The sequence below is a fragment of the Saccharomonospora saliphila YIM 90502 genome (assembly GCF_000383795.1).
Taxonomy (GTDB): domain Bacteria; phylum Actinomycetota; class Actinomycetes; order Mycobacteriales; family Pseudonocardiaceae; genus Saccharomonospora; species Saccharomonospora saliphila.
On sequence record NZ_KB912678.1, the window covers coordinates 132,775 to 147,568 of the forward strand.

Below are 14,794 nucleotides of genomic sequence, written 5' to 3' on the forward strand. Positions count from 1 at the left end.
CACGTGGTCGGCATCGGCGCGGCCGAGGTTGACCCCCGCCTTCCGCGCCGCGGCCACCACCGCGTCGGCCCGGCCGGGCACCCGCGCGGTCACGGTGTCGAAGAAGTGCTCGTGGACCACCTCGACACCCCCGGCACGCAGGGACGCGGCGAACTCCGAGGCGTAGGTGTGCACCCGCTCGGCGATCCGCCGCAACCCGTCGGGACCGTGGTACACCGCGTACATCGACGCCATCACCGCGAGCAGCACCTGGGCGGTGCAGATGTTGCTGGTGGCCTTTTCCCGGCGGATGTGCTGCTCGCGGGTCTGGAGCGCGAGCCGGTAGGCCGGCGCCCCCGCCGCGTCGACCGAGACGCCGACGAGCCTGCCGGGCAGCGAACGCTCAAGGCCGGAGCGCACCGCCAGATACCCCGCGTGCGGGCCGCCGTAACCGAGCGGCACGCCGAACCGCTGAGTCGTGCCCGCGGCCAGGTCGGCGCCGAACTCCCGGGGCGGAGTGACCAGCGTCAGCGCGAGCAGGTCCGCAGCCACGCAGTAGAGCGCCTTGGCCTCGGAGGCCGCCCGGCCCACGCCGCGGTAGAAGTCGGGCTCGCGCAGCACACCGGACACGCCGGGGTACTGCACCACGACGCCGAAGAACTCCTCGGGCAGCCCTTCGGCGAGGTCACGGACGTCGACGTCGATTCCGACGGCCTCGGCGCGGGTGCGCACGATCGCGATCGTCTGCGGCAGGCACTCGGCGTCGAGCACCACCGTGTTCGACTTCGACTTGGACGCGCGGCGCATGAGCATGACGGCCTCGGCCACGGCCGTGGACTCGTCGAGCATCGAGGCACCGGCGGTGTCCAGCCCGGTCAGGTCGGACACCATCGTCTGGAAGTTGAGCAGCGCCTCCAGCCTGCCTTGGGAGATCTCCGGCTGGTACGGCGTGTAGGCGGTGTAGAAGGCCGGGTTCTCCAGCACGTTGCGCCGGATCACGGCCGGGGTGATGGTGTCGTGGTAACCCAGGCCGATCATCTGGGTCATCGGCCGGTTGCGCTCGGCCAGTGCGCGCAGCTCCGCCAGTGCCTGCTCCTCGGAGGCCTCGGCGGGCAGGTCGAGTGCACGCTCGTCGCGGATCGCGCTCGGCACGGCGGCGGCGACCAGCGCGTCCAGGCTGCCGAACCCGCACTCGGCCAGCATCTTCGACTGCTCGGCCTCCGAGGGGCCGATGTGCCGCGCCGCGAACGGTGTCGGTGGCGGGGGCGTCGCCCGGGACGTTATGGACATGTCGGGAGCTCCTTCTCGCGCCTACGACAGGCGTACCCGCCGTGTACTGGGAACTCCCCCTCTGTCATGGGCACCTGAGAGTTTCACCGTGCTCCGCGCACGGCTTACACCTTGGGTGAGGCTCTCGTGAGCCTGCTTTCCAGAGTGGCCTCGCCGAAAGCGGTAGCGGTACCTGAGAGATTGTGGGGCGTTTGCTCCTTCGGTGCCCCGCCGACCACACGGGGGCTCTCCCGCTCCGGCTCCATCGGCCGCGATATCCGATTATGCATTCGGTTATAGGCGAGTAACGTACGCGAGTCCAGTCGCGCGAGTCCACCATCGCCGAGCAACGGTGACGAACACCGCGCCGTTGTTGACGGCCGTACGACGCCCCGGTGCACAGCGATCGTGCCGGTCGCGGAGGGGGCCACACCGGTCGCGGTGCGTGCCCGGATCACCCCGTCGGCGGTGTACACCGCAGGTCGTCGACCGAGGGTCACCGGCGGAACGCGACCAACTTGGCGTAGGCGACGACGTTGTCCTCATAGCTCTGCGCGTCGCTGTCGAACACGCCCCCGCAGGTGATGAGCCGGAGTTCGGCGCGGTCCACGTCGCCGTAGACGCGGGAGGTCGGGAAGCGGTCCTTGCGGTAGCGCTCGACCAGTTCGACCTCGAACAGCAGGCTCGTGCCGTCGGCACGGTCGATGATCACTTCGTCGCCGGAGGAGAGCCTCCGCAGGTCGTAGAAGACGCCCTTCTCGTTCTTCCAATCGACGTGCGCGGCGAGTACCGACGGGCCCAGCTCACCCGGTGTCGGCGACTCGGAGTACCACCCGACCCGCTGAGCACCCTGCGGCACCTCCATGGTGCGGTCCGGATTCAGTCCGAGATCGACGATGTTCTCGGCGTCCACAGTGATCGCCGGAATGCGCAGCCGTGTGGGTTTCGCGGCGGGCAGGAATGTCGGCCCCTCGTCCGAAGCGGCCGGAACCGTGTGGTCGAAGACAGGGGTTCCTGCCACCGTGTCGGTTCCGAACGAGCAGCCGGTCAGAAGGGACAGCGCCAGCAACACCATCCCCGCCAGCCGGCCGAGGCCGGCGTGGCGGGGATGGCGGCGCGTGGAGTCACGCATCGTCTGGCGTGTCAGCGGACGACCGCCGCGAACGAGCCGTCACCGGTCTCGACGCCACCGTGCGGCTTCTTGTGCACCTGCTTCTTGTGGTGCTTGTCCTTGTGGTGGTGCTTCTTGTCGTGGTCCTTGTGGTGCTTCTTGTCGTGGTGGTCCTTGCCGTAGTGCTTGTGGAAGTGCTTGTGGAAGTGCTTCTCCTCCTTCTTGTCCTTGTCGTGGTGCTTGCCGTCGTCCTCGTGCTTGCCGTGCTTGCCGTCGTCCTCGTGCTTGCCGTGCTTGCCGTCGTCCTCGTGCTTGCCGTGCTTGCCGTCGTCCTCGTGCTTGCCGTGCTTGCCGTCGTCCTCGTGCTTGCCGTGGTCGCCGTGCTTGCCGTCGTCCTCGTGCTTGCCGTGGTCGCCGTGCTTGCCGTCGTCCTCGTGCTTGCCGTGGTCGGAGTCCTCGTCGTGTCCGTCGCGGACGAAGTTGTACTCGCAGTCGACCTCGGTCCACGACTCGGCCTGCGCGTAACGGCCGGTGTCGCTGCAGTCGTTCTCGGGCGACGCGTTGGTGGTTCCGGCGACAGCGACAGCGGTGCCCGCGGCCAGCGCGGCGACGACAGCGGCTCTACGAACTCGCATGGTGATGTGTCTCCTTGGGAGTGCTGGATTGTGCTGACAACGGTGCGCCGCCCGCGTGTTCGGGGAAACGCTGCGCGCCCGTCTGGCTACAGTGTGCGCAGCACAGGAGATCGCCAATCCTCGCCGATGGACGAATCATCCCGGTGGGTTACTGGTCAACTTCGGACAGTCGCTGTCGACGTGGGTTACGGAGTTCCCCGTCCGGGTAGTGCCGTGAGGTGACCGTCGACCTGCCGACCGTGCGCAGCCTCACCGAGCTGGCCGAGCTCGTCGAGCGCGACTCCGCCGTGTACCTGCGCTACTCACCCGGCCCGGAATCGGACGCCGCCCACTCCAGCACCGACCACGAAAGCGGCCTGACCATGCCCGGACTCGCGGTGAACCCGCTCGCCGCGCCCGGATGGTGGACCCTGCCGGTGGAGGACTGGCTGGCGCGCCGCGTGTGTCAGTACCTGCGCGAGACCGCCGAAGGAGCCCGGCCCTGGCTGTTGTCCGGGCGCGTGGTCGACATCGGCCCGGACAACGAGCCGCTTCTGGTCGATGCCCGACCGGTCGCCTGGGTCGGCGCCGAGCTGGTCGAAGAGGCCCGCACCCGCTACGCCCGCAGACTCACGCCGGGCGCGGCGACCCACCGGGACCGCTGACACCGAGGACAACGACATCGCGCGGCGAGTTCGATCAGGGGCCGTGAGCGCGCGCACGGGTCGAGTCACCGGCTGTGTGCGTGGGAGTGTGCTTCCGGCCGGCCCGGTGGGCACGGCACGTCGCTATGGCCGTCCTGCCGCGAGTTCGGCGAGCAGGCCGCGCACCGCCTCCCTGGCGGCACGGGTCGCGCCCACGGTGCTGGCCGACGGGCCGTAACCGACGAGACGCAGGCCGGGTACTCCCACGACCCGCGTACCGTCCATCCGCACACCGCCGCCCGGCTCCCGCGGCCCCAACGGCGCCAGGTGGTCGAGCGCGGCGCGGAACCCCGTGGCCCACACGATCGCGTCGGCCCGGGACTCGGTTCCGTCCGCCCAGCGCACCCCCCGCGGCGTGAGCCGTTCGAACATCGGATGCCGCTGCAACACCCCCGCCTCACGGGCGGCCCGCACATCGGCCGTGTCCGTCAAACCGGTGACGGAGACGACGCTGCCCGGCGGCTTGCCCTCCCGGACCCGGCGCTCGACCTCGGCGACCACCGCGCGGCCGTACTCGGGGGTGAACTCCTCCCGGCGGAACACCGGCGGCCTGCGCGTCACCCACGTCGTGCTCGCCGCCACGGCCGCGATGTCGGTGAGCAACTGGATCGCCGACGTTCCCCCGCCGACCACGACGACGTCCGCGCCGTCGAAGGGCTCCGGGCCGACGTAGTCGACGGTGTGGAGCTGGCGGCCCTGGAAGTCCGCGCGCCCCGGGTAGTACGGCACGAACGGCCGGTCCCACGTGCCCGTCGCGTTCACGACGCCGCGCGCCAGCCGGGTCCCGTCGGAGGTGTCGAGCCGGAACCGGCCGTCAGCCGTCCGGTGTACCGACCGCACGCTCACCGGACGACGCACCGGAAGCGCGAACGTCCGCTCGTACCGGTCGAAGTAGGCGGCCACGACCTCCGCCGCGGGCCGGTCCGGATCGCCCGCCCCGTCGATTTCGTCCAGCGGCAGACCGGGCAGGTCGTGCACGCCGTGTACCCGGCGCATCCGCAGCGTGGGCCAGCGGTACTGCCACGCACCGCCCGGCCCCGCGCCGTGGTCGAACAGCACGAAACCCGACTCGCCGGACAAGCCCGCACGCCGCAGGTGATACGCGGCCGACAGCCCGGCCTGTCCGGCCCCCACGACCGCGATCTCCCTCTCCCGCTCCGCGTCCACACCCGGTACAACACCGGTAACCCACAACGGGCTTCCCACTCACGACCCGGCACCGCCCGCGAGTTGCCCCATCCGGTCCCGCGAGTTGCCCCATCCGGTCCCGCGAGTTGCGCGTTGCCCCTCACCGTCCGCGAGTTGACCCATCGGGTCAGTGCCGTAACACGGCAGGCTCCGAGTCAGCCCCCGTCCCGGGCACCAAGCAGGCGTCGCGGCCGGGCGGGCGCAAGCCCGATATACCGCCACGGGCGCGGCTCACTCACACGTCGAGGCCAAGGCGTGTCCTCAGAAGGCAACGGGATCTCCTGAGGGCAACTCGCGAACGCGAAGAGGCAACTCGCCAGCGGGAAGGGGCAACTCGCCAGCGGGAAGGGGCAACTCGCGAACGCGAACGGGCAACTCGCGAGCGGGAAGGGGCAACTCGCGGGGTTAGGAGCGGCGGGCTCGGCGGATGATCGCGATGAGCGCCAGAACGACGGCCACGGCGGCCGCGGCCGGGGCCAGGCGCTTGGCCACCGACGAGCCCGCGTACTCCATCAGGTCGAGGGCCTCGGCCTGACGACGCTCCGCCTGCGGCGGCACGCTCTCCAACCTCGGTTTCTCCGGCTCGGCCGCGGTGGCGGCGGCACCGGCGCCCGTGGCTTCGGCCTGCTCCGCCTCGCGGGCCTGGGCGGCCTTCTCCGCCGTGGCCGCCTGCCCCGGCGTGGTGTCCTCTCCGGTGGCCGGCCCCTCACCCGCCGTGCCGAGCATCTCGGCCAGGTTGGCGGCGAAGTTGTCCAGGATCTTGCCGCCGACCTCGGCGATCATCCCGCGTCCGAACTGCGCGGGTTTACCGGTCACGGTCAGGTCGGTGGCCACGTCGCCCTTCGTGGTGGCGCCGTCGGCGGTCAACGTCACCGTGACCGTGGCCGACGCGGTACCCGCGCCCCGAGCGTCCTTGCCGGAGGCCTTGATCACCAACTTGCGCTCGTCGGTGTTCTTCTCGACGAACTCGCCCGAGCCCTTGTACTGCAGCGAGACCGGTCCCAGCTTGACCTTCACCGTGCCCTTGAACGTGTCCCCCTCCACGGAGGTCAGAGTGGCACCGGGCATGCAGGGCGCCACCCGTTCCGGGTCCAGCACCGCCTTCCAGACGTCGTCGACGGGCGCAGGAACGGTGAATTCGTGGTCGAGCCGCACGGGCCGACCTCCTCTCTGTCGTCGTGCTCGCCGGATGTCCCCGCCGACCAGCGTAGTCGCGTGATCGCTACCGCGCGTGGTCGGCGGGGACACCGGTCCGGGCGCCGGTGACGAAACGCCCGCTACCCCGCCATCGCCGAGGTGAGCGCGCGGCCGGTGAGGACCCGGGCGAGGTGCCTGCGGTACTCCTCGTCGGCGTTGCCGTCGACGGGCGGCTCGGTGCCCTCGGCCGCGTGCTCGGCGGCGGCACGGATCGCGTCGGCCGTGGCGGGAGCACCGAGCAACGCCTCCTCCACGGCGCGCGCCCGCACCGGCACCGTCGCCATGTTCGTCAACCCGACCCGGGCCTCGGCGATGGTGCCGCCCTCGGTGCGCACCGTGGCCGCGACCGCGACCATCGACCACGCCTGGGCCACCCGGTTGAACTTCTCGTAATGCGCGTGCCAGCCGGTGAACTTCGGGACCCGCACCTCCACAAGGATCTCGTTCGGCCGCAGGGCCGTGGTGAAGAAATCGGCGAAGAACTCCGACGCCGGCACCCGCCGCGTACCATCCATCCCGCGCAGCACCATCTCCGCGTCCATCGCCAGCGCGGGAGCGAGCAGATCACCCGCCGGGTCGGCGTGGGCGATCGACCCGCCGAACGTGCCGCGGTGGCGCACCTGCGGGTCGGCCACGGTGTCGGTCGCCCGCGCCAGCAGCTCGGCGTGCTCGGCGATCAGCGGATCGCGCTGCACGTCGTGATGCGTGGTCATGGAACCGATCACGAGCGCGTCGCCGTCGTCGCGCACGCCGCGCAGCTCACTGATGTTGTTGAGGTCGATCAGCTTGGCCGGGTCGGCCATGCGCAGCCGCAGAACCGGCAGCAGGCTCTGCCCACCCGCGATGATCTTCGCGTCCTCGCCCGCGTCGGCGAGGGCGCGCACCGCGTCGTCCACAGTGGATGGCGCGACGTAGTCGAAGGGAGCCGGGATCACTGCGCACCTCCGTGTTCGGCGTCGATCGAGCCGAGACCGCCACCGGCCTCGGTACCGGGTCCACCAGCGGCCGTCTCGCCGGTGTGGATGGCCCGCCAGACCCGCATCGGCGTGCACGGCATCTCGACGTCGTTCACCCCGAAGTGCCGGACCGCGTCCACGACGGCGTTCACCACCGCCGGGGTCGAGGCGATCGTGCCCGCCTCGCCGACGCCCTTGACGCCGAGCGGGTTCGTCGTCGACGGCGTTTCCGTGCGGTCGGTGGTGAAGGTGGGCAGGTCGGCCGCCGAGGGAACCAGGTAGTCGGCGAACGTGCCCGACATCAGCGTGCCGCCCTCGTCGAACGCGGCCTCCTCGTAGAGCGCCTGCGCGATGCCCTGCGCGAGCCCGCCGTGGATCTGCCCCTCCACGATCAGCGGGTTGACCACGGCACCGACGTCGTCCACACACACGTACGAACGGATCGACACGCGACCGGTCTCGGTGTCCACCTCGGTGGCGCACAGGTGCGTTCCGTGCGGGAAGGAGAAGTTCTCCGGGTCGAAGGTCGCCTCGGAGTCCAGCGAGGGCTCCACGCCCTCCGGCAGGTCGTGAGCCGTGAACGCGGTGAGGGCCACGTCCTGGATGCCGGTGGAGCGGTCCGTGCCCCGGACCGTGAACCGGCCACCGGAGAACTCCAGGTCGTCCTCGGAGCACTCCATCATGTGGGCGGCGATGGTCCTCGCCTTGGCGACGACCTTCTCGGCCGCCTTGACCACCGCGATCCCGCCCACGGCCAACGACCGGGAGCCGTAGGTGTCCAGGCCCTTCGGCGAGGACTGGGTGTCGCCGTGCAGGATCTCCACGTCGTCGAAACCGACGCCGAGCTGGTCAGCGACCACCTGGCTCCACGCGGTCTCGTGCCCCTGCCCGTGCGGCGAGACGCCGGTGACCACCTCGACCTTGCCGGTGGGCAGCATCCGGACCGCCGCGTGCTCCCAGCCGCCCGCGCCGTAATCGAGCGAGCCGAGCACCCGCGACGGCGCCAGCCCGCACATCTCGGTGAACGTCGAGATGCCGATGCCGAGCTGCACCGGGTCGCCGCGCTCACGCCGCTCCCGCTGTTCGGCGCGCAGCCCGTCGTAGTCGAACATCCGCATGGCCTTGTCCGTGGCGGCCTCGTAGTTGCCCGAGTCGTAGGTCAGCGTGGACACCGTCGTGTACGGGAACTCGTCGTGGGCGATCCAGTTCTTCCGCCGCAGGTCCATCGGCTCCATGTCCAGCTCGGCGGCGAGCTCGTCCATGATCCGCTCGATGGCGAAGGTCGCCTCCGGCCTGCCCGCGCCCCGGTAGGCGTCGGTCACCGTGGTGTTGGTGAACACGTTCGTGCAGGCGAAGTGATAGGCGGGGATCTTGTAGATCGCGTTGAACATGAACGCGCCCAGGATCGGCACCCCGGGGCCGACCAGGCTCAGGTAGGCGCCCATATCGGCGAGCAGCTCGACCTTCAGGCCGGTCAGCGTGCCGTCGCGGGTCGCCGAGATGGTGATGTCCTGGATCTGGTCGCGCCCGTGGTGGGCCGCGACCATCGTCTCCGACCGGCCCTCGGTCCACTTGACCGGCCTGCCGAGCTTCTGCGCCAGCATCAGCGCGAGGAACTCCTCGGGAATGACGGCGAGCTTGCCGCCGAACCCGCCGCCCACGTCCGGCGCGATCACGCGCAGCCGGTGCTCCGGGATACCGAGGTTCAGCGCCGCCATTGTCTTGACGATGTGCGGCACCTGCGTGGCCGACCACATCGTCAGCTGCGGTGCCGTCGGGTCGACGACCACCGAGCGCGGTTCCATGAAGGCGGGCACCAGCCGCTGCTGGCGGAAGCGCCGGGTGAGCACCACCTCGGAATTGGACAGCGCCTCGTCGACGTCGCCACCGGAGCCCGCCTCGGCCGAGTCGAACACCCAATGCGCGCTGCGGTTGCTGCCCAGGTCCTCGTGCACCAGCGGCGCGTCCTCCGCGAGCGCGTTCTCCAGCCCGAGCACCACGGGCAGGTCCTCGTAATCCACGTCGATCTCGGCGATCGCGTCCTCGGCCTCGGCTGCGCTTCGCGCCACGACCACGGCCACGCCCTCACCCGCGTAGTTGACCGTGCCCTGTGCCAGCACGGGCCTGCGTGGTGACTTCATGTCCGGCGTGATCGGCCAGACGCACGGCATGCCCACGGTGCCCTCGGGATCGAGGTCGTCGGCGGTGTAGACGCCCAGCACACCGGGCATCCGCCGGGCCGCCGAGGTGTCGATGGACGCGATGCGGGCGTGGGCGACGGGGCTGCGCACGACGGCGAGGTGCACCATGCCGGGCAGCGTGATGTTGTCGGTCCAGCGGGTGCGGCCGGTGATCAGCCGCTCGTCCTCCTTGCGGAGCCGGGCCCTGCCGACCTCCGCGCTCGCGCCCGGTTCCACGGTCGCGGTCACTGCGCACCTCCTCCGAGGCTCGAGGCGGTGCGGACGCCGGCAGCCTCGCCGACGCGTTCGGCCTCCGGACCCGCGCCGGGACGCATCTCCTCGGCGGCGTCGCGCACCGCGCGGACGATGTTCTGGTAGCCGGTGCACCGGCAGAGGTTGCCCTCGAGGCCCTCGCGGACCGCCTGCTCGTCCGGGTCCGGGTTCTCGGCGAGCAGGTCGATCGACTGCATGATCATGCCGGGTGTGCAGAACCCGCACTGCAACGCGTGACTGTCGTGGAACGCCTTCTGCACCGGGTGCATCTCGCCGTCCCGCGCGAGTCCCTCGATCGTGGTGACTTCGCGGCCGTCCGCCTGGACCGCGAGCACCGAGCAGCTCTTCACGCTCTGTCCGTCCAGGTGCACGGTGCACGCTCCGCAGTTACTGGTGTCGCACCCCACCACGGTGCCGACCTTGCCGAGCTGTTGTCGCAGGTAGTGCACGAGCAGCGTGCGAGGCTCGACGTCGTCGGTGTAACTGCTTCCGTCGACGGTGACGGTGATGCGCATGGGGCCTCCTGTGCTGGCTCGACCCGCATGGAGCGGGGCGTGGGCAACGGCCGTTGTCGACCACGTCGGTGATCGACCTCACAAGCAACCCTGCTATGTCCGCGCCTCCGGGACAACCCCAGCGGCCCCGTGGCCGGGAGCGCGTCGCTCGATCGGGCGCCCGCTTTGCAGCGGAGTGACAAAACCAGCGTTTCGCCACCGGTTCCCCTCGCGATGGTGCGGGCAGGTTCCGTCGGTGGGACCGGACACAGTGGGACCGTGACCTCACCACTGATCGCACGACACCCGCTCCGCGCGAACGACCCGGTCGGCGTAGAGGGTCGTGGGGCGCGTGGCACGGCGGAGGCCCTTTCCGGCCGTGCGAACTCCCGCGACGGCCTCCGGCACGCCACCGTGGTGCGGGGCGTCGCCGTCGTGGCCGTCAGCGTTGCTGCTCGGCGTGGATACGGCCGTCCACGTCGGACAGGCGCCTGCCGCCGCCGCCCCAGCGCAGTGCGATGATCTCCGCGGCGATCGACACGGCCGTCTCCTCCGGGGTGCGAGCACCGAGATCCAGCCCGACGGGCGAAGCCAGGTGCTTGAGTTCGGCCTCTGTCAGTCCGGCCTCGCGCAGCCTGCGCATCCGGTCGTCGTGCGTGCGGCGCGACCCCATCGCCCCGACGTAGCCGAGGTCGAGGCGCAGGGCCACTTCCAGCACCGGCACGTCGAACTTCGGGTCATGGGTGAGCACCGTGACCACGGTCCGACTGTCGAGACGGCCCGCGTCGGCCTCGGTTCGCAGGTACCGGTGCGGCCAGTCGACGACGACCTCGTGCGCGTCGGGGAACCGGCTCCGCGTCGCGAAGACCGGACGCGCGTCACACACGGTCACCTCGTAGCCGAGGTAGGCACCCATCCGGGCCATCGCGGCGGCGAAATCGATCGCGCCGAACACCAGCATCCTCGGCGGCGGCTCGAAGGCGTTGACGAACACCGCCATTCCCTCGCCGCGGCGCTGCCCGTCCGGGCCGTAGTGGAGTGTGCCGGAGCGTCCGCTCGCGAGAAGTCCCCGGGCGTCGTCGGCCACCGCGTCGTCGATCCGCCGGGAGCCGAGGCTGCCGTCCACCGCGTCCGGCCGGACCAGCATGCGCCTGCCCCTCAGCCGCTCCTCCGGGTGTTCCACCGTGGTCACCACGGCGACCGGACGTCCCGACCGCACCGACTCGACCAGCCCGGGCAGCTCGGGCATGGACTCGCGGTCGACCCGCTCGACGTAGATGTCGATGATGCCGCCGCAGGTCAGTCCCACCGCGAAAGCGTCGTCGTCACTGACGCCGTAGCGTTGCAGCACGGGTGTGCCCTCGGTGATCACCTGCTGGGCCAGCTCGTAGACCGCGCCCTCGACGCAGCCGCCGGAGACGCTGCCGACCACCGCACCGTCGGTGCCCACCAGCATCGCCGCGCCCGGCGCGCGGGGAGCCGAGGAAAAGGTGTCCACGACGGTGCCCACACCCACCGTCTCCCCCGCTTCCCAGCGGCGGTGGAGTTCACCCAGCACGTCACGCATGACGGATCTCCCTCACCAGTCGTTCCAGCGTGGCCAGGCTGTGGCCCGCGAGCAACTTGTCGACATGCGGCAGCGCGGCGGCGATGCCCGACTGGACCGGCTCGTACCCGGAACGTCCGGCGTGCGGGTTGACCCAGAACACCGCGTGCGCAAGTCGTTTCAGGCGCGCCGACTGCTCCCCCAGCAGAGCCGCGTCGCCGCGTTCCCAGCCGTCCGAGAAGAGCACCACCGTGGCGCGGCGGGCGAGTCCCCTCTGGCCCCAGCGGTCGAGGAAGACGCGGAGCGTCTCACCGAGCCGGGTGCCACCCGCGAAATCCGGCACCGCGCGCCCCGCGCCGAGCAGGGCGCGCTCGGGGTCGCGCTGCCGTAGCTGCCTGCTCACACGCGTCAGGCGCGTGCCGAGGGTGAACACCTCCACGTCCGAGGGCGCGGCGCGCACCACCACGTGGGCGAAACGCAGGAGCGAGTCGGCGTAGGGCTTCATCGACCCGGACACGTCGATCAGCAGGACGGTCCTGCGGGTGCGCCTGCCGTGGCGGGCGTAGGCCAGGCGTGCGGTCTCCCCTCCCTCGGCCAGCATCGCGCGGAGGGTGCGGGACGGATCGAGCCGACCCCGTCGTGCCGGGCGGAAGCGCAACGAGGGACGGGTCGGCAGCCTCGGGTTCAGCGTGTCCATCAGCTCGCGCAAGTGCCTGCGCTCGGCGGAGCTGAGTTCGCCGAGGTCGCGTTCGCGCAGGATCTCGGCGTCTCCGGCGGCGACGCTGAGTTGCTCGGCGTTCTCGGCGCCCTCGCCGTCGCCGCGATCGGACTCGGTCAGGGCGGCGATCCGAGCGCGGGTGGGCACCGACATCTCCGGACGACGTCGCACCGGTGGTTCGGCGCTGAACCAGGCGGCGAAGGCCCGGTCGTAGTGGGGCAGGTCGTCCGGCTCCGAGCACAGCGTCACCCGGCCAGCCCAATAAGTCTGCTCGACGTCGGCCAGGTCGACCCGCTCCACGGCGTCGAGGTAGGCCCGCACCCGGCGGGCGTCACACCGCACCCCGGCCTCGCGCAACGCGGCCGCGAACCCGAGAAACCCGGCCAGCGGCTCGGCGTGCGCGTCGTCGCTCATATCCCCATTGTGCCCCGCGAGTCGCCCCTCACGACCCATGAGTCGTCCCTCACGGCCCGCGAGTTGCCCCTCACGGACCGCGAGTTGCCCCTGATCGCTCGAACCCGGGGGTCCGGAAGACAACTCGCGTGCGGGACCGCATGGGAAACTCGCGTGCGGCATTCGGCAACCCGCGGACCCACAATGGGCAACTCGCGGGCGCGAAAGGGCAACTCGCGGGCGCGACCCGGCAACTCGCGGGCGCGAAGGGGCAACTCGCGGGTGGGGTGGGTGTGGGGTCAGGTGAGGAGAGTTGCCAGGTTGGTTCGGGCTCGGTCCAGGTCTTCGCTGTACTTCAGGACCGCGCCGAGGGTGGTGGCCGCCGACTCCGCGTCGAGCGCGTCACGGCCGAGTGCGGTGAGCGCCCGCGCCCAGTCCAGCGACTCGGCGACCCCCGGGGGCTTGAGCAGCTCCATCGTGCGCAACCGCCCCACCGCCTCGGCCACCTGCTCCGCGAGGCGCTGCCCGAGCCCGGGCACGCGCCCACGCAGGATCGCGATCTCGCGTTCGAGGCCGGGGTGTTCGAGCCAGTGATACAGACACCGGCGCTTGAGCGCGTCGTGCACCTCGCGAGTGCGGTTGGAGGTCATCAGCACCAGCGGCGGTGTGGACGCGCGGACCTCGCCGTACTCGGGGATGCTTACGGCGTTCTCGTCGAGCAGTTGCAACAGGAACGCCTCGAACTCGTCGTCGGCGCGGTCGATCTCGTCGACCAGCAGCACGCACGGCGCGGTCGTCAGCGCCCGCAGCAACGGCCGTGCCAGCAGGAACCGCTCCGTGTACAGGGACTGCTCGGCGGTATCGACGTCGATCCGACCGCCCTCGACGGCCTCGAGCGCGCGCAGGTGCAGCAGCTGCCGCGGGAAGTCCCACTCGTACAGCGCCTGCCCCGCGTCGATTCCCTCGTGGCACTGCAAGCGGATCAACGGCAACCCGAGCGCCTCGGACAACGCCACGGCCAGGGACGTCTTGCCCGTGCCCGGCTCGCCCTCGCAGAACAGCGGCCTGTGCATGCGCAGCGCGAGGAACGCCGCCGTGGCCACGCCCGTGTCGGCGAGGTACCCGCTGCCCTCGAGCAGCTTCGTCATCTCTTCCGGCGAGCCGACGGACGCGGCGGTGTCGGCCTCGCCCGCGCGCCCGGCGTCGCTGCCCGTGGTGTCGGCTGTCACGTCGTCGAGCGTACTGGTCACCGGGCCTCGCGTCCGCCGCGCGGCCCCCTACCCGTAGGCTGGAACCCGGCACGCTAGGTTGCCGTCGTGCAGGACACGGACCCGCCTGGTCAGGCCCGTCGCGGGGTGCGCCGCTGGGTCGCCGACGCGGGCCGGCGCACTCGCCGTGGCCTGCGCACCGCGTCGCCGTACTCGATCTACGCCTTCCTCACCGCCGCCGCCGTGGCGCCGATCGCGGGCCCGTCGCTCGGTGCGACCGGGGAGTTCGCCGCCGTACTGGACCAGCTCGGCGGGATGGGCACCAACCACCTGGCCGATGTCCTGTCCGGGACCGCCGAGCGGATGCGGGAACGCGGCGAGGACCCGTCCGAGGAGCAGTGGCGCGACGCCGTGGCCGAGGCGGTACTGGCCCGGCTCGACTCCGCCGACGCCGACGCCGCCGAACTGCGCGCCGAGATCGCCACACTGCTGCACGCGGTGAACGGCGTCGAGGAGGCCCTTTCCGCCTCCGCCGAACACGCGCGGGAGCTGCACCAGGAGATCGTCGAGGCGATCGCGGTCCTGGGCGGCGAGTTCGACGAGATGAAAGGCATGCTCGCCGACGTCCGGCAGACGCTGGCCGAATCCAACCGCACCCTGTCCGACATGCAGCGGGAGCTGCTGGCGTCACGGGGCACCCACCGCAGGCAGAGCGAGCTGAGCCATCGCCTGTTCGTCGCCGTCTCGAAGACCCGCCAGTGGCTCCGGGCAGGGGCGGACACCGGCCCGGCATCCGGCGCGGGCCCGGCCGAGGTGCCGTGCCCGTACCCGGGCCTGGCCGAGTTCCGGGCCGACGACGCCGAGTTCTTCCACGGGCGCGAGGACCTGGTGGCCCGGCTGTGCGCCGCGCTGGCCGAGCAGCTCGACGGGGCGGCGCCGCTGATGCTGGTCGGAGCCTCGGGCG

At 71.3% G+C, this 14,794-nt stretch carries 13 protein-coding genes and 1 riboswitch; of the genes, 2 read left to right on the forward strand and 11 right to left on the reverse strand.

Going from position 1 to position 14,794, the window contains the following annotated elements; all coding sequences use genetic code 11:
- The 3 genes from SACSA_RS24675 to SACSA_RS0113135 form a co-directional block, all read right to left on the reverse strand.
- On the reverse strand, nt 1-1,269 hold a 1,269-nt coding region (locus tag SACSA_RS24675), incomplete at its 3' end, for a glycine dehydrogenase (protein ID WP_048876770.1).
- 51 nt (nt 1,270-1,320) lie between these two features.
- Nucleotides 1,321-1,422, reverse strand: a riboswitch (glycine riboswitch).
- A 322-nt stretch (nt 1,423-1,744) separates the two neighbouring features.
- Nucleotides 1,745-2,380 (reverse strand): class F sortase, encoded by a 636-nt coding sequence (locus SACSA_RS0113130; protein WP_019816386.1) that lies wholly within the window; start codon nt 2,378-2,380, stop codon nt 1,745-1,747.
- An 11-nt stretch (nt 2,381-2,391) separates the two neighbouring features.
- Nucleotides 2,392-2,994, reverse strand: coding sequence for a DUF4779 domain-containing protein (locus SACSA_RS0113135; protein ID WP_019816387.1), 603 nt, complete (start codon nt 2,992-2,994; stop codon nt 2,392-2,394).
- A 218-nt stretch (nt 2,995-3,212) separates the two neighbouring features.
- Between SACSA_RS0113135 and SACSA_RS0113140 the strand changes: the two genes are divergently transcribed.
- A complete protein-coding gene (locus SACSA_RS0113140; protein WP_019816388.1) occupies nt 3,213-3,638 on the forward strand; it encodes a DUF6098 family protein in 426 nt (141 codons plus the stop codon).
- 123 nt (nt 3,639-3,761) lie between these two features.
- On the opposite strand, the gene SACSA_RS0113145 is transcribed toward SACSA_RS0113140, so the two are convergent.
- The 8 genes from SACSA_RS0113145 to SACSA_RS0113180 all read right to left on the reverse strand — a co-directional run bounded on the left by SACSA_RS0113145 (nt 3,762) and on the right by SACSA_RS0113180 (nt 13,851).
- Nucleotides 3,762-4,844: an NAD(P)-binding domain-containing protein gene (locus SACSA_RS0113145; RefSeq protein WP_019816389.1), complete on the reverse strand. Its 1,083-nt coding sequence runs from the start codon at nt 4,842-4,844 to the stop codon at nt 3,762-3,764.
- Between the two features lie 426 nt (nt 4,845-5,270).
- Entirely contained in the window at nt 5,271-6,020 is a 750-nt protein-coding gene (locus tag SACSA_RS0113150; protein ID WP_019816390.1) for an SRPBCC family protein, read from the reverse strand.
- 122 nt (nt 6,021-6,142) lie between these two features.
- Complete coding sequence (locus tag SACSA_RS0113155; RefSeq protein WP_019816391.1) at nt 6,143-6,997, reverse strand: FAD binding domain-containing protein; 855 nt, start codon at nt 6,995-6,997, stop codon at nt 6,143-6,145.
- Nucleotides 6,994-9,447: a xanthine dehydrogenase family protein molybdopterin-binding subunit gene (locus SACSA_RS0113160; protein ID WP_019816392.1), complete on the reverse strand. Its 2,454-nt coding sequence runs from the start codon at nt 9,445-9,447 to the stop codon at nt 6,994-6,996. Before SACSA_RS0113160 ends, SACSA_RS0113155 begins: the two co-directional genes overlap by 4 nt.
- A complete protein-coding gene (locus SACSA_RS0113165; protein WP_019816393.1) occupies nt 9,444-9,986 on the reverse strand; it encodes a (2Fe-2S)-binding protein in 543 nt (180 codons plus the stop codon). The genes SACSA_RS0113160 and SACSA_RS0113165 overlap by 4 nt, the downstream gene beginning before the upstream one ends.
- Nucleotides 9,987-10,407: 421 nt before the next feature.
- A complete protein-coding gene (locus tag SACSA_RS0113170) occupies nt 10,408-11,532 on the reverse strand; it encodes an XdhC family protein (RefSeq protein WP_019816394.1) in 1,125 nt (374 codons plus the stop codon).
- Nucleotides 11,525-12,643, reverse strand: coding sequence for a vWA domain-containing protein (locus SACSA_RS0113175; RefSeq protein WP_019816395.1), 1,119 nt, complete (start codon nt 12,641-12,643; stop codon nt 11,525-11,527). The genes SACSA_RS0113170 and SACSA_RS0113175 overlap by 8 nt, the downstream gene beginning before the upstream one ends.
- Nucleotides 12,644-12,921: 278 nt before the next feature.
- Nucleotides 12,922-13,851, reverse strand: a complete 930-nt coding sequence (locus SACSA_RS0113180; protein WP_028661839.1) for an AAA family ATPase — start codon at nt 13,849-13,851, stop codon at nt 12,922-12,924.
- An 87-nt stretch (nt 13,852-13,938) separates the two neighbouring features.
- Between SACSA_RS0113180 and SACSA_RS26125 the strand changes: the two genes are divergently transcribed.
- The coding region (locus tag SACSA_RS26125) for an nSTAND1 domain-containing NTPase (RefSeq protein ID WP_198009062.1) at nt 13,939-14,794 on the forward strand (856 nt) is incomplete at its 3' end.